Below are 16,994 nucleotides of genomic sequence, written 5' to 3'. Positions count from 1 at the left end.
CTTCTTGATAACATCATCATATCACAGGAGGACAAGCCGGTCTTACTGCGTATTTCATGGATGGTAGGAGGAAACTAAAATGGAGCCGTTACATTATGAGTTTTATATCGGTGCTTCGCCGGAGAAGGTATGGGATGTCTTAACTTTGCCGGAGGGAACTCGGGCCACCTTTTTCGGGAGCGAGCTGAGATCTTCATTTGAAATCGGGGAGCCTTACGCTTATGTGGGTCCGGGGAATGACGGAGAGGAGACGGTTCATGTCTATGGGAAGGTTCTGGCTTATGAGCCGCAGAAGAGACTGAGTCTGTCCGAACATCCGGGTCCGTCGTATTACGCGAATCATGAGGAGCTGGAGTCTCGGATTACGTTCACCCTCGAGCCGGTAGGGAATTGTACCAAGCTGACGCTCGTCAATGATCAATACACGCCGGATCATCCGTCTCGCGCCAAGGCGGCGGACAGTTGGTGGATGGTCATGAGCATTCTGAAGACCTATGCGGAGACGGGGGAGACCCTGGATCTGGGCTGGTAGCCTCATGGTGAATAATCGGCATATGGTCGATCGCATCCAAGCATGCCCGGACCGCGCACTGTGCGTATGATTTATGGATTCGTTATATATTAAAGAAAGCCTGTTAAAGAGCCGTAATGGCTCTTTTTTTTTGTAGGGAATTATAGGTGGCAGGCAGCAGGGGTGGAATTGAAAAGTAATGAATCCCGCTGGCCAATTTCACTTGCCAAATATTCGATAGCGGGTATGATTTAAGTATCCATGCCGGCTTGCCGATAAGCGGCTTCTCGGCAATGGGAAAGATGGGAGTGAAGGAGATATGACGGAGCGGAGGCAACTCCCTGTCCAACAAATTCGTATCGGTATTATCGGAACCCAGACGATCGTTGATAAAATCATGAAGGTCATTGAAACCTTTCCTTCCTTTGACCCCGTGCCGCTTGTTTTTCAGGATGATGACGAAGCGCCGGCACTGGCTGAGCGGATCGGAGGCGAGGTTGAGGTATTGTTCCTCTCGGATCCGCTGTCCCAGCGCAAGGTGAAGGAGCTCGGACAGGTCACAATCCCTGTGCATTATGTCCCCGTCACGGACGCGGGTTTATATAAAGCGCTGTTCCATGCCGGGCAGAGGGGAAGACTGGCTGGTGGCATATCGGTGGATACTTTAACCGAGACGATGGTGGTCCGGACGATAAGGGATCTGGGTATCCCGGCTGTACAAGCTGTTATTTACGATGGACCGGCTTATGCCCCGAAGAGGAATCTGATTGATTTTCACCGTCTTCAATATGAATCCGGCGGTTGCTCTGTTGCGTTCACGGGCGTAGAATCGGTGGCCCATGAGCTGACGAGGCTTGGGGTCCCAAATGAATGGCTGCTGCCTTCCGATCAGGATACTGTGGTATCGCTGGAGCGGGCTTTGCTGTCCACGGCATCCCGCCGTAGCCGGGAAGGCCAGATCGTGGTCGGGATGATTAATATAGACGATTTCGGAACCCAGGCGTTAAGACGGAATAATGAGCACGAGGTGCAGAAGCTGAAGCTGGATATTCACCGGATGGTGCTCGATTATGTGGAATCGCTGGATGGCTATCTGACCCATCTGGGCGGTGACGAGTATCTGTTCTTCACGACGCGCGGCATCTTTGAACGGGAAACCGGAGGTTACAAAACGATTCCCTTGGCTAAAGACGTGAACAAAACCTATGGTATTTCGCTCAGCATCGGCATGGGATTCGGCCAGTCGGCCAGCATGGCGGGAACCAATGCGCGCATCGCGATGCGGAAATCCAAGGAAGTTGGCGGCAACGCCTGCTTTATTGTCCGGGAGGATGGAACGCTGATAGGACCGCTGGAGATGGCCGACCCTGTGCAGGAGGTGCTGTCCTTTACAGATGCAGAGCTGATCAAGCGGGCAGAGGACGCGGGTATGACGAGTGCCTATTTGAGCAAGCTGCTGAACCAGCGTGCCCGTTCGGGTAAATATGAATACAAGGTCCACGAGCTCGCTCACCTGCTGGACATTACCGTCCGCAGTGCACATCGGCTGCTCCAGCTGTGGACCGACAACGACTTGGTCGAGATTGCCGGAATCGAGAAGGTGCCGAGGGGGAGACCAAGGCAGATTTTCAGATTTACGTTTTTGGAATAGCGCTGTGAAATTGCTTTGGAACGGGCGCCCCTTTCGTTACGCGACGAAAGGAGGCGTTTTTCCTGCGTTGTTTTGAACGAAAAGGGCGCGGTGGTGCCATATCGACATGGCGAATACGGTCCAGGTTCCATCAATGCGGGGATATAAAGTGAATTTTTAAGGTATTCCGCGAAATGACAGGCTTTCTGCCGGGAGAGTTCCGGAAAAGCTGCAGGCCAGATTGAACCTACCGATGTGCATTGACAATGACGTTCGTACTTACCGTGTGCGGCGAAGCGATGCATGGAGAGGGCAAAGGTTTCTCGGAGCAAAGGCCCCGCCTTGATAAATTTCTTTAGCGCGCCCGCAACCTTCCAGATGATGGAACCGTTAGTAGATAAAATGGAATATATTTATCTTCAGGGGGTTGAAGTATGAGAAAGCGGGGTTCATGGATTGCTGCTTTGATGCTTATCGTATTGCTGGTCGGCGGCTGCTCTTCGGGTTCTCAAGACAAAAGCGCTGGAGGTGCCGCGGCCGTCGAATCGCAAGAAACAACGGCGGATCAAGCCTCAAATAAAACAGATGGAGGTGAGGCGGAAGCCAAAAACGAAATGGCGGTGACGAGCAAGAAGAGCGTCGAGGAGCCGGCATCGGCGGATGCTGAGCTTCCGAATATGCCATCGCCTGCCCAGGCTTCCGGCGCAGGGTTTAATTCGCAGGATTTATCAGGCGGGCTCAACAAAAAGCTGATGTACAAAGCGAATATCGTGATGGAGATTCAGGACTATGGAAAAGCGCAGTCGGAAGTCCGGAACACAGTGACGCTTTCTGGCGGTTATATTGTTAATTTCAGCGAAACCCAGTCCAGCAGCGAAAAAGGCGGCACGTTTATTGTGAAAGTTCCTGCAAACGATTTCTCCTCCTTTTTAAACCGTTTGGAGAACATTGCGCATGAAAACCTGCAGCGAAGCATCGAAGGGCAGGACGTGACTGAGGAATACGTCGATTTGGAATCCAGGCTCAAGGCCAAGCAAATCATGGAGGAGCAGTACGTCGCCTTCATGAAAAAAGCGACCAAAACGGCCGACCTCGTCGCTTTTGCAAACGAGTTGGAGCGCATCCAATCGGAAATCGAGCAGATGAAAGGCCGAATGCGTTACATTGACCAAAACGTGTCTTATTCCACGGTAGAAATCAGGCTTTACGAGACGCCACAAAAAAAGGATGATCCCAAAACGCCCGCCATGCAGGCACCGCTCGGGCAGCGGATTTCCCAAGCTTTTCAGGGCAGCATCGACGTGATCACCATCATCGTCCAATGGATTATCGTCATCCTTTCCGGCTCGCTTCCCGTATTGTTCATCGCGGTCTTCGTTCTGCTCATCCTATGGGTGGCGCGAAGATCGGGGCAGCGGAAACGGGAAGAGGTAGTCCGTAAACGAAAGCTGCTCAATAACGGGCCGGCATCTGAGCAAGGGCATCCGGAAGGCCAAAAGGACGAGGAAAAACGAATGAAAGACGAATAACGGCAGGAGCAGACCCGGATGCATCAAAAAACACACATAAAATCCAGAGGAAGGCCAAGGCAAATCTTCAGATTTGTATTTCTGGAATATGATATCATATTTGTACTATAATGGAAGTCGAGGTGATTGTGATGAATAAAACGAAGGTCAAATTTACTCGCGTTGAGAAAATCGTCATCTTCACGATGCTGGGGCTGGCAGCCTCCTTTATCATTGCCTTCCTCGTGCTTCGACACATCGTGCTGAACGTTTCGTTTGCTCCCTGAGATCAGGGGGCTTTTTTAATGCTGTCATGAAGATGGTTGCAGCTCGACCGCCGGGGGGTGAAAGTCCCCGTTTCCCGGAGGCAAGTCTGTGAGTATAATGGCACATCGCTGCCTATTTAAAGACAATTTAAAGATTTGTCTTTATATAAAGCAAGGCCGTATGATGAGGATGAATCATCAATCGGAGGAGGAGATTGTTCATGTTAACCGTTGCAGAATTAGAAGCGAAGCTGGCTGAGCCTTCAGCACTGCTTGTTGCCGACCTGGCGTCTTTGGAGGGGGATATCCTTGTGCTGGGTGTCGGCGGGAAGATGGGTCCCAGCCTTGCAAGGCTGGCAGCGAACGCCGTACGTGAAGGCGGTGGTGGCAAACGGATCATCGGCGTATCCCGGTTCTCGAACCAAGAGGCCAGACGCGAGCTGGAGGAGGCGGGCGTCCAAACGATTTCGTGCGACCTGCTGAACGATGGGGAGCTGCAGCAGCTGCCCGAGGCTCCGAACGTGATCTACATGGCGGGCAATAAATTCGGCACGACCGGCCGTGAATATTTTACTTGGGCGATGAACTCGTATTTGCCGGGTCGGGTGGCCGAGAAATTCAAGCAATCTCGCATGGTGGTGTTCTCGTCAGGAAATGTGTATCCGTTCTCACCGGTGGGCAGCGGCGGAGTCAACGAATCGGTAGCGCCGGAGCCGGTCGGAGAGTATGCGCAGTCCTGTCTCGGCAGAGAGCGCGTCTTTGAATATTTCTCCCACCAGAATGGTACGCCGATGGCGATCTACCGCCTGAATTATGCTATCGACATGCGTTACGGCGTTCTGCATGAGCTGGCCAGATCGATCCACGAGGACCGGCCGATTCACCTGGCGATGGGGCATGCGAATATCATATGGCAAGGGGATGCCAACGAGATGGCGCTCCGTTCGCTCCTGCACTGCAGCTCGCCTCCTGAAATCATCAACATTACGGGACCGGAGACGATGTCGATCCGCTGGGCGGCACAGGAATTGGCGGTACGGATGGGCAAGGAAGTGACCTTTACGGGTACTGAATCCGAGACTGCACTCCTGAACAATGCTGCGAAATCCCACCAGCTGTTCGGTTATCCGAAGGTGTCTCTGCTGCAGATGCTCGACTGGACCGCAGCATGGGTACAATCCGGCGGCGAGAGGTGGAATAAGCCGACTCACTTCCAAGAGAGAAAGGGGAAATTCTAATGAGCGGACAGGTTCCTGAAACTCAACGTTTGGCCCCCGAGAAGCTTAAAGCTCTGCATGATGGGCTCGTTATACCGGCTCACCCGCTGGCATTGGATGAGAATCGGAAGCTGGACGAACGACGCCAGCGGGCATTAACGCGTTATTATGCGGCATCCGGTGCAGGCGGTATTGCGGTCGGCGTTCATTCGACTCAATTCGAAATCCGCGACAAGGGCATCGACTTGTATGAACCCGTGTTGCGACTTGCGGCAGAAGAGGTTCGCAGGGCGGAGCTCGATCGGCCGTTCATGATGGTGGCCGGTGTCTGCGGCCCCACGGAGCAGGCTGTGGAGGAAACAGAGATTGCCCGCAAGCTTGGCTATGACGCCGTCCTTCTCAGCATGGGCGGTTTAAGCGGCTGGAGCGAAGAAGACATTCTAAAGCGCACGGAGGAGATTGCACAGAGGATGCCGGTGATCGGTTTCTATCTTCAACCGTCGGTTGGCGGTAATATCTTCTCCTTCGATTTCTGGCGGACCTTCGCCGAAATTCCGAATATCGTGGCGATCAAGATGGCTCCCTTCAACCGCTACCAGACGATGGACGTCGTTCGTGCCGTCTGTTATTCGAGCCGTAGAGATGATATTGCGCTGTACACGGGGAACGACGATAACATCGTCAATGATTTGCTGACGACGTATCAATTCCAGGTGGACGGGACGCTGGTCACCAAGCCTATCGTCGGCGGTCTGCTTGGTCATTGGGCAGTCTGGACGAAGAAAGCGGTGGAGTTGCTGGAAGAGATCAAGGAGGCTCGCAAGCAGGATAGATTCGCAAAGGAATGGCTGACACGCAACGTGGAGATTACCGACTCCAATGCAGCCTTCTTCGATCCTGCACATCAGTTTGCAGGCTGTATTCCAGGTATCCATGAGGTGCTCCGCAGGCAGGGACTGCTTCAAGGCATATGGTGCCTGAATCCGCATGAGACGCTGTCTCCCGGCCAATCCGAAGAGATTGACAGAGTCTACCGGGATTATCCGCATTTGAACGATGACGATTTTATTCAAGAGCACTTGGAAAGATGGCTAGCGGACTGATACAATGAGGGCAGAATAGTTGAAAGTGGGGAATCGCGCATGCGGTTTAAAGATGTGTTTTCTATTATTGGGCCCAGTATGGTGGGGCCGTCGAGCTCTCATACCGCTGGGGCCGTGCGGATCGGAAGGGCTGCGCGGCGCATATTTGGAGCATTCCCCGATCAAGCGGAAATTGTGTTCTACGGTTCTTTTGCTGAAACCTACCGCGGCCACGGGACCGATCTGGCTGTCGTGGGCGGATTGCTCGATTTTGCCACGGATGATATGCGTATCCGGAATTCGATCGAGCTTGCCGAAGCGGCAGGCATTGAACTTAAATTTAAGACGGCACAGAATGTGGCCTTTCACCCCAATACCGTGGAGTTGAGGCTGACGGACGGCGATCATACCGATGTCATTGCAGGCGCTTCCATTGGCGGAGGCAGCGTGGAAATGCTGCGCGTGAACGGCTTCGACGTCAAGTTTACGATGAATTATCCGGTGCTGCTGGTCTTTCATGACGATACGCCGGGCATGGTCGCGCATATCACCCGGCTCCTGGAGGCCGGCGGCGTCAATATTGCCTATATGGATGTCGACCGCAAGGGAAGAGGCGGTGATGCCATGACGGTGGTGGAGTCGGATGAAGCGGTTCCGGCTGAGTTGATGAAGCATATCGAAGGGTTGCCGAGCGTGCACCGTGTCGTCGTTGCGGATTTGACAGTAGAGGAGGCGTTGTCATGAAGTTTTCTACGCTGGAGCAGATCATCGCATGCTGCCGGGAGGATCAGGTTACGATTGGCCAGCTGATGCTGAATGAACAGATCAAGGAAACGGGGAAAAGCCGGGACGAGACGTTCAAGCAAATGGCCGATTACTACGGCATCATGAAGGAAGCTGTGCACCGGGGGATCCATGAACCCGTCCCTTCCAAAAGCGGCCTGACCGGCGGCGATGCCGTACGCGTTCATCAATACATGAGCAGCGGGATACCCGCGCTCGGTACGGACGCCTGCACGGCACTGGCCTACGCCCTGTCCGTATCTGAAGTGAATGCCTCTATGGGGCGCATCGTGGCAACGCCGACGGCAGGCTCCTGCGGCATTATCCCCGGGGTGTTCGTCAGCACGCAGGAACGCTTCGGCTGGGAAGACGAGCATTTGGTGATGGGGCTGTTCAGCGCAGGCGCAATCGGCTATGTTATCGCCAACAACTCGTTTATTTCCGGTGCGGAGGGCGGCTGTCAAGCCGAAGTTGGCTCAGCCATCGGTATGGCGGCAGGCGCTTTGACTGAACTTCGAGGCGGCACGCCGGAGCAGGCAGTTCATGCTGTTGGACTTGCACTGAAAAACTCTTTGGGGCTCATCTGCGATCCGGTTGGCGGACTGGTTGAGATCCCTTGCATCGTGCGCAACGGCTTTGGGGCCGTGACAGCACTGGCGGCATCGGATATGGCGCTTGCCGGTGTACGCAGTGTCATTCCATCTGATGAAGTTATTGACGTGATGCTGGAAGTCGGCACGGCCATGCCGTCCAAGCACAGGGAAACAGCGAAGGGTGGTCTTGCGCAGACGCCGACCGGCAAGAAAATCCTGAAGGACTTGTACGGTAAGGAAGGCAAGAAATTGCGGGAAAAGGGTGCCAAAGCAAGAAAAGACGAAACGGGTGAATGAGTTCACACTCATTTTCATAAAAGCCCAAGGCGTCAGGTTTCTCTAATGTACGATGAGGAGGAGAAGAAATTTAACATGCTCCGTGAGGGATTTCATTATGAAATCCCTCATTTTTTTTAGATATTTCTACCGCTTTAGCATTTTCCACATGTCTGAAAAGCCTGATACTACGCGGTTTTTTGGCATTTTAATGGCTTGGGTGAGAAAAAACAGCATCTCGCCGAAATACGCTTCTTTACGAAACGTGAAAGCGTTTTTATGATGTGGATGGATAGAAAAATCCGTGCCGGAAGATCGGTATCGGCTGCCGAGTGATTTTAGAATATTCCCTGCACTGAGCTAGGGATCTTCGCCAACAAGGAGGAGTGGTAGGGAGCATCTTGCTATTAGAAACGTAGTCCAGATGAATAAACCAACACGCACAGATGAGAAGAAATAACGGGGGTAGAGTAGCGATTACACAGATTCAGTCAGCAGCATGTAAATGATCTTTTTAAAGGAGGAACGAAAATGACAAAAAAGTGGTTTCGTATGGCACTCGCATTCACACTGATAGTTTCGATCCTGGCCGCATGCAGCGGAGGGGGGAAAGAGGCAGCTCCCAAAACGGACGGAGACAAAGCCCCTCCAACGGCACCGGCAGATCCGGATCAATATGGGGATACCGGGGGGCTCGCGCTTCCTTTGGTTGATAAACCGACAACGATCAATTGGATGGTCGTCAGCGAGAAAACCAACCTGAATGATTCCCTGCTTGCAAAGGAAATCGAGAAGCGAACCGGCATCAAGGTGAATTTCCAAGCCTATTCTTCGGCTACCTTTCAAGACAAACTGAAAGTAACCGTTGCTTCCGGCAAGCTCCCGGACATTATCCACGGGCTAACGCCTCCGGAGCTGAAGAAGATCGGCAAACAGAAAGCGGTCGTTGCCATCAACGAATATCTCGACATGCTGCCGAATTTTAAAAAGATGTATGTCGATGAGAATCCGTGGGTCATTCCGTCCTACGGAGACGAATCCGGAAACATCTATACCTGGCCGGTTGCAAACATCAACCGTGACGTTAACCACGGTTTCCTGTACCGCAAAGACATCTTCGATGAGCTGGGCATCAAGGAATGGACGAATACCGATGAATTCTATCAGGCACTCAAAAAGTTGAAGGAAGCCTATCCGGATTCCTATCCTTACGCCTCCAAGACGAAAGAACACATTTTCCGCGATTGGGCCTTCGGCTGGGGAATCGGCGGAGCCAACTATCCGACGTATTACGACGAGAACGCCAAGGTGTGGAAGTACGCTACTATACAGCCCGAGCATAAAGAAATGCTCGATTTCATGAAGAAGCTGTACAACGAGGGACTCCTCGATCCGGAATTCATGACGGACACCGACGATTCCTGGACGGCGAAAATGACGTCAGGCAACAAATCCTTTGTGACCTATGACTGGATCGGACGTTTGGACCTGTTCTACAACCAGGTTAAGGACCAAAACCCGAACTATGATCTGAGATACGGCAACCCGGTCGGACCGACCGGCAACGGCAAGACGATCGAGAGCATTACGAACGGCTTCAGCATCGCGGTAGCCAACAACGACAACAAGGAAGCTGCCCTGAAGCTCCTCGACTACCTGACGAGCCCGTCCGGCGCAACGCTGGTAACGATGGGCGTGGAAGGCGAGACATTCAAGATCGAAGGCGATAAAGCCGTCTATCCGGAGCTGACCGACGTGCCGCTGGTGGACATCAGCGTGCTGGAGGACCGTTATGGTCTGTGGCTGCAAGGTCTGTATGTCAACTCCGATAAGCGCAGCGTGTACTTCAACTACACGGAGAAGGAACAGGAGGCTCAGGATAAGCTGCTGAACGGTAATAAATTCGAGCCGCTGGATCCGGTCGTGAACTTTACGGATGATGAAACCGCAACAATTGCGGAGATTCAAACCTCGCTGAAGAAATTGGCGGATGAATTTAACGCGAAATACATTCTCAACAAAAATTACGGCGATGCGCAGTGGCAGCAATGGCAAGCGCAAGCCGAGAAGCAGGGATCCAAGCAGATCGTCGATATTTTCAACGCAGCCCAGAAGAGATTGGATGAAGCCACGAATTAATCCGCGGAAGAAATAGGACTGATGGCGGCATCCGGGTACAACGCTCGGGTGCTGCTCATCATCTTAAGGAGGGAACACCATGTCAAGTGCAGGGACAGAGACAAAACTGGCCAATCCCCGCGGCGGGCTTGGAAGAAGAATGGCTTCGGCCTTTCAGCATATGAAACGGGACAGACAACTGTTGATTTTGTTTATCCCGTGCCTGTTATTTTACATCATTTTTCGTTACGGGCCCCTGTACGGCTTAATCATTGCCTTCAAGGACTACAGCGTATTCACTGGTATCATGGAGAGTGACTGGGTAGGGCTCAAGCATTTCGAGAAATTCTTCAACAGTCCGGATTTCTGGCTGTTGTTCAAGAATACGCTGCTTCTCGGCGTATATAATCTCATTTTCGGGTTTCCATTTCCCATCATTCTGGCGATTCTCTTAAACGAGGTCAGAGTCAAATGGTTTAAAAAGTCGGTTCAAACGCTCAGCTATCTTCCTTCGTTCCTGTCGGTTGTCATTATCAGCAGCATGATTATCGACTTCCTGTCGCCCAATCAAGGAATCATTAACCAGCTTATCGCCGCGCTAGGCTTTGAGAAGACGTACTTTCTCATAGAGCCGAGCTGGTTCCGAACCATCTATGTTTCATCGGACATCTGGGCAACCGTCGGTTATGAGGCTATCATCTATATGGCTGCGATCGCAGGGATCAGCCCGTCGCTTTACGAAGCGGCCAAGGTGGATGGTGCCAAGAGGCGCCATATGATTTTCAGAATTACGATTCCCGCCATTCTGCCTACGATTATAATCATGTTTGTCTTGAAGACGGGATCGATGCTCCGGATCGGATACGAGAAGGTACTGCTGCTTTACAATCCGATGACCTATGAGGTAGCGGACGTATTCTCGACTTATGTCTACCGGAAAGGGCTACTGGAGAGCAACTACAGCTATGGTGCAGCCGTGGGCTTGTTTGAAGCCGTTGTCGCCATGATATTGCTGCTGTCCTCGAACTACTTCAGCAAGAGACTGGGAGGTAGCGGACTATGGTAAACAACAAACGATTCGGCCTTCGGAACATCTCGTTATTCGGCATCATCAATACGCTGATTCTGACGTGCCTTGCCATTATTACCGTGTACCCCGTCGTATATATCACCGCCGTTTCCCTCAGTGCGACTTCCGAAGTGGTGCAAGGGAATATCACCTTGTTTCCCAAGGGATTTAATCTGGACGCCTATGCCCAGGTGCTGAACGATGACCGGGTGCCGCGCGCCTACCTGAACACGATTTTTTATACCGCGCTTGGTACGGTCATTAACCTGCTGCTTACGGCAGTAGCGGCATATCCGCTCGCGCGCAAAAATTTCTTCGGGCGCAAGTTTTTCCTGTTGGCGATCATCATGACCATGTTCCTGAATCCGGGGATCATTCCGAACTACCTGATCGTATCGGAGCTTGGCCTGCTGGATAGCGTATGGGCACTCGTGCTTCCGAATGCGATCTGGACCTTTGAACTGTTAATCCTCAAAAGCTTCTATGAGAATATGTCGGAGTCCCTGCGCGAGGCAGCCGTTGTCGACGGTGCTTCCGAGTATCGCATCCTGTTCCAGATCGTGCTTCCGCTGTCCAAACCGGCGCTGGCCTCGATCGGATTGTTTTACTTCATGGGTCATTGGAACAGCTTCTTTATCCCGCTGATTTATCTGAACGATGCGAATATGTATCCACTCCAGGTTGTCCTTAGGGATATGCTGATTTTCAGTGAGAACGGAAGCAACCCGAGTCTGGTGGACGCGTCGGCGCTGGCGCCTCAAGCTATGAAGAATGCAACAATCGTGTTGTCCATGATTCCGGTGCTGCTGATTTATCCGTTTGCTCAGAAGTATTTTGCCAAAGGAGTCATGCTCGGTTCCGAAAAGGGATAACGGGAAGGTGCCGTGGGCTTTGATGTTGAATATGAAGGGATGACATCCAAGAGAGGTGAATCCGTATGAATCGATTGATCGCCAACAGAGGATTGCTCCAGATTTTCTTCGCTCTGCAACTGGTCGTCGGCATCATGTTCATATTCAATTACATCGTGTACAAGAATTCCATTACGGGAATTTACGACAAGGTGAGCGAGAACAACCGGATGGTGATCAGAAACATTATTCAGTCGTTTGATACCAGTTTCTCCTCCGTGAACAATTTGATTTTTAACATTCATGCGCTTCCTTCAGACCGGATGCAATTGGATAACGGCATGCTGGACATGGAGAAGGTCATTTCCCTTCAGGATAGCGTCACCAGCATAGTGTCCAATGTGGACATCGTGGAAGATGTAGTCGTCTCTTTCGACAATCATGATTTGGCCATTACGACACGCGGGACCAGCAATCTGGACGCTCTGTTTGACAGACGGTACAAATCCCAGAAGTTCAACTCGATGTTCTGGAAGACGTTTACCCGATCGGAGCACGAGCTTACGATCTTTCCAGCAGAGGTTTATGCGGATCAGAGCAGCGGGTATGGCCGGAATTTGATGATTGCCGTGGACGGTAACAAGGTCAGGATGTCGAACAAAAACCTCATGGTCATGATCAACGTGAACCGGCTGCTTAAAGGGATCGATTTGAACTCGATGATTCCCGGTGCCTCGCTCATCGTGCTGGATGCGAACCGGAACGTCATCTTGAGCACCGAGAAGGATCTGGATTTGGTAGGCATTCTTAACGACGTATACTTTAACCCGTCGCAGGAAGCCTCCCTCACACACGATGATTTTGAGTACAATTTTTATAAATCGGATTATAACGGTTTTATTTATATCAACAAGCTGCCGTACAAGTTTCAAAATATCGATTCCGTCACCAATGCCAATACGTGGATCATGTACGGCGCGATTGCGTTAAACGTCATTCTGTCGGTGCTGCTCAGCATTTATCTGTACCGGCCGGTGAAGAACATCGTGCAGCTGCTCGGAGGCAGTTCGCTGAAAGGGAATGATTTTGTAAAAATCCAGAGCGGCATTATCAAGGTCCAGCGGGAGAATGAATCCTTGAAGAAGCAGATGGACCTGGTGGATGAAGATATTCGCCGCGGCGTGTTTCTGCAAACGCTGGACGGCCATCACCATTCACGCGAGCAGGAAATGCAGATGCAGAAGCATTACACGCATTTTTTCCAGTGTCGGCATTTCATGATGGCGGCCGTATATTTGCAGCCTGCCGGCAAGGGGGCAGCCAAGGCGGATTTTGTCCTGGAAGAGTTGACGGCCCAGATCCGAAACGGCCTGCAGGAACGCTATGAACATGTGGTGGTTTATCATATCGAAGAGCTGAGATTCCTCGCGCTCATCGGTTTGGATCAGCCGTCGGACCGCAAGCAGCTGGTACGAAAATTCGAAGAGTATATCGGCCTGTGCAACCAGGAGTTTATAGATACGTTTATGGTGTGGGGCTGCGTTAGCCAGACGTATGAGTCCAAGATCAGCAATTGCTGCGAGGCATACCGGAACATTAAGGATGGCCGATTATACCGGAATGTGAATGCGGACACGGATATGGTTGATACGGAGCAAATCCGTTACGTCCCGGATATTTATTATCCGCTTCAGAAGATTGAGAAGCTGAGCAACTGCATGCTGAGCGGCAAGGTGGATGAAGGACTGCAGATCGTGAGTGACATTTTTCAGCAGAATGCGGACCTTCATATCCATCATCATCAGATGGTGCACATCGCGAAGAGCATGTTCTTTCTTGTCATGAAGCAGGCGGATTCGCCGTCCGTTGATCGCAATGAGCTGTTTCAGCTGGAGAGTGATTTCATCCGCAAGGTTGATCAAGCCTTTACCTATGAAGAGATCCAGAAGGCGCTAATGGAAGTGATGCGCGTGGTGGCCAATACGCGGAACCATGATCCGCGGAGCAAGCTGAATCCCGCCTTCATCTCGCAATATATCGAACTGCATTATATGGAGAATTTGTATTTGGACCATATGGCCGAAGTGCTGGATACCAGCTCGAAATATTTCTCGAATTATTTCAAGAAGACATTCGGCGTGAATTATGTGGAGTATTTGAACAAGGTCCGACTATCGCACGCACGTGAATATCTCCGAAACACGGATCTCAGCATTGCCGAAATCGGAGAGAAGACGGGGTATTCGAACTCTTCCACATTTACGACAACGTTTAAGAAGTATAGCGGCGTCTCGCCGAGCGAATATCGGAAAGCATCAGGAAAATAAGGTGGAGCAGGAGGGTTCATATTGAAGGCTGTTGCCACGATTCATGGAAACGTGATCGTTGATCAAATCGAGAAGCCGGCCGAATTGCCGGCAGGCCATGTGCTGATTCGTACCGAATACTCGGCGGTCAGCCCGGGCACGGAGATGATCTTTATACGAAGAGCATCGGATCAAAAAGTCATTATGGGTTACAGCGCCGTGGGGATCGTCGAAGACTTGGGAGAAGGCGTGAAGGGACTTGCCGTCGGTCAACGGGTGGCCTGCTATGGGGCTCCTTACGTCCGTCATGCCCAGTGGCTTACGGTGCCTTCCAATCTAACGGCGATTGTTCCGGATGGAGTGGACCCGCAAGAAGCGGCATTTGCGGGACTGGGAGCGATTGCGATCCATGCCCTGCGGGTAGCGGATCTTCGTTTTGGCGAATCGGCTGTGGTGGTCGGACTTGGCATACTGGGGCAGATGATTGCCCAGGTCGCGCACGCGGCAGCTTGCCCGGTTGCGGGATTTGATCTGAACCCGGAGCGGGTACTGGGAATGAAGCGGCATATTGCTTATGCCTACGATAACCAGGAGCAGCTTGAGGAGCAGATTCAGCGAATGACCGGCGGTCATGGAGCCGACAGCGTTATTCTGTGTGCAAGTGGCCCCGGGGAAGAACTCATTAACTCTTCGATGACATGGATTCGGGATAAGGGGAAAATCGTCATTGTCGGCGATTTGTCCATGACGTACGCGCGGGACCGAATGTTTGGCAAGGAGGCGCAGGTGCTCATTTCGCGAGCAGGCGGTCCGGGCCGCTACGACGCAAGTTATGAACTCCGCAATACGGATTACCCGATCGGCTTTGTACGCTGGACGGAAGGTCGTAACATCGCGGAATATATTCGTCTGTTGGCGGAAGGGAGAATATCGGTCAATCCGCTGATCTCGCATGTGATCCCCGTGGATGAAGCGGATAAGGCTTATGAGCGGTACGGCCCTGGATCAACGACGCTGGGGACGATATTTAACTACGCGGACAATGCGTGAATTCCGGGAATGGGATTCGCGGTAGAGGAACGAGAAGAGGAATCGTTATAGCTGTCTTTCCGAGCAGTGATGCCACTGCAGAAAGACGGCTTTTTGCGTGCGACGGGATCCGATCTGCCAAACTATTAATTTACAATAATATACAATTAAATTATACTAGTAGTAGATATGGATAATTTATCATTTTATATAGAGATATTTACATATCTAATCTTCTTAGGATTTATACATATAAGCGCATTCCTCGTTTCCATCGATTTTGGAAGGGTGGTGGTTTATTCGAAACCGTTTTACCAAACTGTAGCGGTAATGGCTTTCCAATTCGAAAAACAAAGGAGCGAAGCGTGATGAAAGTATTCCGAAATTCGATCATCCGTAAGTCGGCTGTGTTGTTCTGTGCTGTTCTACTGATCTTGCCAGCCGGATTGTCTCTGGCGGCCAACAAGCCGTTTCCCCAGCATACGTCGTATACGAGCGGTTCGATTAAACCAAACAATGTGACGCAGTCAGCGATGGACAGTGCGGTCAAGAACAAATGGAACAGCTGGAAAGGGTCTTTCCTGAAGCCTGCAGCGACAGGGCAATATTACGTAAAATACAATTCGGCTGGTGAGACAGTGTCCGAGGCTCATGGCTACGGGATGCTCTTCACCGTTCTGATGGCGGGATACGACAGTAATGCCCAGTCGTATTTCGACGGACTTTATCGATATTATAAGGCGCATCCGAGTAATAACAATCCATATCTGATGGCTTGGAAGCAAAACAGCAGCTTTCAGAATATAGGGGGAGCCAATTCGGCAACGGACGGCGATATGGACATTGCTTACGCACTCCTGCTTGCGGACAAGCAGTGGGGAAGCAGCGGATCGATTAATTACCTCCAGGCAGCCAAGGATATTATCAATGCCATCATGAGCAGTGACGTTAATCAGTCCCAGTGGACGCTGCGCTTAGGCGATTGGGCAACAAGCGGCATCTTCGACACCGCCACGCGCCCATCGGATTTCATGCTGAACCATATGAAGGCATTCCGTGCAGCTACTGGCGATGCCCGTTGGGATAATGTCATTAACAAAACCTATACCATCATCAACTCCATCTATAACGGCTACAGCTCCAATACTGGCTTGCTTCCGGATTTCGTAGTCAAGTCGGGCAGCAATTATCAGCCTGCGGAAGGGGGATTCCTGGAAGGGGCGAATGATGGAAAATACTATTACAATTCATCCCGGACTCCTTGGCGGATTACGACTGACTATCTGATGACCGGCGATACGCGTGCGCTGAATCAATTGAACAAGATGAACACGTTCATTAAATCAGCCACAAGCAGCAATCCTGCCAACATCAAGGCAGGGTATAACCTGAACGGCACCGCGCTGGTAACTTATAACAGTGGGGCGTTCTATGCTCCTTTTGGCGTAAGTGCGATGACTTCGTCCAGCCACCAGAGCTGGCTGAATTCGGTATGGAGTTACACGGCGAACGCATCCGCAGAGGGATATTATGAGGAAAGCATCAAGCTGTTCTCGATGATCGTGATGTCGGGGAACTGGTGGACATATTAAACATCACGCCCTTTAAGTTTAGGGAATCATAAAATAAAGCCCTGATCCGTTATGGATCAGGGTTTTTTATTATGACTTTAGTCAGTTGAGCACGCGATAGCGTGCGAAACATAAAACCACCCGCTATGCGGGTGGAGGGATCGAGGGTTTTACCAATAAGACC

General features: G+C 51.5%; 14 protein-coding genes. All 14 read left to right on the top strand.

Translation table 11 applies throughout. The features are described 5' to 3' along the window. Positions 1-79: 79 nt before the first annotated feature. Positions 80-532, top strand: coding sequence for an SRPBCC family protein (locus ACOZB4_RS21190; protein WP_076322371.1), 453 nt, complete (start codon positions 80-82; stop codon positions 530-532). Positions 533-830: 298 nt separating this feature from the next. Continuing rightward, entirely contained in the window at positions 831-2,162 is a 1,332-nt protein-coding gene (locus tag ACOZB4_RS21185) for a hypothetical protein (RefSeq protein WP_379414675.1), read from the top strand. 413 nt (positions 2,163-2,575) lie between these two features. Next, the gene (locus tag ACOZB4_RS21180; protein WP_379414673.1) at positions 2,576-3,670 is read left to right on the top strand and encodes a DUF4349 domain-containing protein; all 1,095 of its coding nucleotides are present in this window, start codon (positions 2,576-2,578) and stop codon (positions 3,668-3,670) included. A gap of 131 nt (positions 3,671-3,801) precedes the next feature. Next, positions 3,802-3,936 carry a hypothetical protein gene (locus ACOZB4_RS21175; protein WP_256720511.1) on the top strand — a complete coding sequence of 45 codons (135 nt, stop codon included), beginning with the start codon at positions 3,802-3,804 and terminating at the stop codon, positions 3,934-3,936. A 200-nt stretch (positions 3,937-4,136) separates the two neighbouring features. Next, the gene (locus ACOZB4_RS21170) at positions 4,137-5,153 is read left to right on the top strand and encodes an NAD-dependent epimerase/dehydratase family protein (RefSeq protein ID WP_379414670.1); all 1,017 of its coding nucleotides are present in this window, start codon (positions 4,137-4,139) and stop codon (positions 5,151-5,153) included. After that, on the top strand, positions 5,153-6,235 hold the full coding sequence (locus tag ACOZB4_RS21165; RefSeq protein ID WP_379414668.1) for a dihydrodipicolinate synthase family protein: 1,083 nt from the start codon (positions 5,153-5,155) through the stop codon (positions 6,233-6,235). Before ACOZB4_RS21170 ends, ACOZB4_RS21165 begins: the two co-directional genes overlap by 1 nt. Positions 6,236-6,274: 39 nt before the next feature. Then, positions 6,275-6,958: an L-serine ammonia-lyase, iron-sulfur-dependent subunit beta gene (gene sdaAB / locus ACOZB4_RS21160; protein ID WP_339269878.1), complete on the top strand. Its 684-nt coding sequence runs from the start codon at positions 6,275-6,277 to the stop codon at positions 6,956-6,958. After that, positions 6,955-7,887 (top strand): L-serine ammonia-lyase, iron-sulfur-dependent, subunit alpha, encoded by a 933-nt coding sequence (sdaAA, locus tag ACOZB4_RS21155; RefSeq protein WP_379414665.1) that lies wholly within the window; start codon positions 6,955-6,957, stop codon positions 7,885-7,887. Before sdaAB ends, sdaAA begins: the two co-directional genes overlap by 4 nt. Positions 7,888-8,397: 510 nt before the next feature. Further along, entirely contained in the window at positions 8,398-10,005 is a 1,608-nt protein-coding gene (locus ACOZB4_RS21150; protein ID WP_379414662.1) for an extracellular solute-binding protein, read from the top strand. Between the two features lie 79 nt (positions 10,006-10,084). Further along, positions 10,085-11,050, top strand: a complete 966-nt coding sequence (locus ACOZB4_RS21145) for an ABC transporter permease (protein WP_339269882.1) — start codon at positions 10,085-10,087, stop codon at positions 11,048-11,050. Beyond that, positions 11,044-11,925: a carbohydrate ABC transporter permease gene (locus tag ACOZB4_RS21140; protein ID WP_339269884.1), complete on the top strand. Its 882-nt coding sequence runs from the start codon at positions 11,044-11,046 to the stop codon at positions 11,923-11,925. The genes ACOZB4_RS21145 and ACOZB4_RS21140 overlap by 7 nt, the downstream gene beginning before the upstream one ends. 65 nt (positions 11,926-11,990) lie before the next feature. Continuing rightward, complete coding sequence (locus ACOZB4_RS21135) at positions 11,991-14,231, top strand: helix-turn-helix domain-containing protein (protein WP_379414661.1); 2,241 nt, start codon at positions 11,991-11,993, stop codon at positions 14,229-14,231. A 21-nt stretch (positions 14,232-14,252) separates the two neighbouring features. Further along, positions 14,253-15,260 carry a zinc-dependent alcohol dehydrogenase gene (locus ACOZB4_RS21130; RefSeq protein ID WP_379414660.1) on the top strand — a complete coding sequence of 336 codons (1,008 nt, stop codon included), beginning with the start codon at positions 14,253-14,255 and terminating at the stop codon, positions 15,258-15,260. Between the two features lie 347 nt (positions 15,261-15,607). Continuing rightward, on the top strand, positions 15,608-16,831 hold the full coding sequence (locus ACOZB4_RS21125; protein ID WP_379414659.1) for a glycosyl hydrolase family 8: 1,224 nt from the start codon (positions 15,608-15,610) through the stop codon (positions 16,829-16,831). Positions 16,832-16,994 lie beyond the last annotated feature (163 nt).

The sequence above is a fragment of the Paenibacillus sp. NPDC058898 genome, from assembly GCF_049316025.1.
GTDB lineage: Bacteria > Bacillota > Bacilli > Paenibacillales > Paenibacillaceae > Paenibacillus_AQ.
This window is presented reverse-complemented; position numbering and strand designations above follow the sequence as displayed.

Excerpts from the sequence above, each read along its gene's own strand:
- ACOZB4_RS21175 (WP_256720511.1), top strand. The coding sequence starts at position 3,802 with ATGAATAAAACGAAGGTCAAATTTACTCGCGTTGAGAAAATCGTCATC.
- ACOZB4_RS21140 (WP_339269884.1), top strand. The coding sequence starts at position 11,044 with ATGGTAAACAACAAACGATTCGGCCTTCGGAACATCTCGTTATTCGGC.
- ACOZB4_RS21185 (WP_379414675.1), top strand. The coding sequence starts at position 831 with ATGACGGAGCGGAGGCAACTCCCTGTCCAACAAATTCGTATCGGTATT.
- sdaAB (WP_339269878.1), top strand. The coding sequence starts at position 6,275 with ATGCGGTTTAAAGATGTGTTTTCTATTATTGGGCCCAGTATGGTGGGG.
- ACOZB4_RS21170 (WP_379414670.1), top strand. The coding sequence starts at position 4,137 with ATGTTAACCGTTGCAGAATTAGAAGCGAAGCTGGCTGAGCCTTCAGCA.
- ACOZB4_RS21125 (WP_379414659.1), top strand. The coding sequence starts at position 15,608 with ATGAAAGTATTCCGAAATTCGATCATCCGTAAGTCGGCTGTGTTGTTC.
- ACOZB4_RS21150 (WP_379414662.1), top strand. The coding sequence starts at position 8,398 with ATGACAAAAAAGTGGTTTCGTATGGCACTCGCATTCACACTGATAGTT.
- ACOZB4_RS21180 (WP_379414673.1), top strand. The coding sequence starts at position 2,576 with ATGAGAAAGCGGGGTTCATGGATTGCTGCTTTGATGCTTATCGTATTG.
- ACOZB4_RS21190 (WP_076322371.1), top strand. The coding sequence starts at position 80 with ATGGAGCCGTTACATTATGAGTTTTATATCGGTGCTTCGCCGGAGAAG.
- ACOZB4_RS21135 (WP_379414661.1), top strand. The coding sequence starts at position 11,991 with ATGAATCGATTGATCGCCAACAGAGGATTGCTCCAGATTTTCTTCGCT.
- ACOZB4_RS21165 (WP_379414668.1), top strand. The coding sequence starts at position 5,153 with ATGAGCGGACAGGTTCCTGAAACTCAACGTTTGGCCCCCGAGAAGCTT.
- ACOZB4_RS21145 (WP_339269882.1), top strand. The coding sequence starts at position 10,085 with ATGTCAAGTGCAGGGACAGAGACAAAACTGGCCAATCCCCGCGGCGGG.
- sdaAA (WP_379414665.1), top strand. The coding sequence starts at position 6,955 with ATGAAGTTTTCTACGCTGGAGCAGATCATCGCATGCTGCCGGGAGGAT.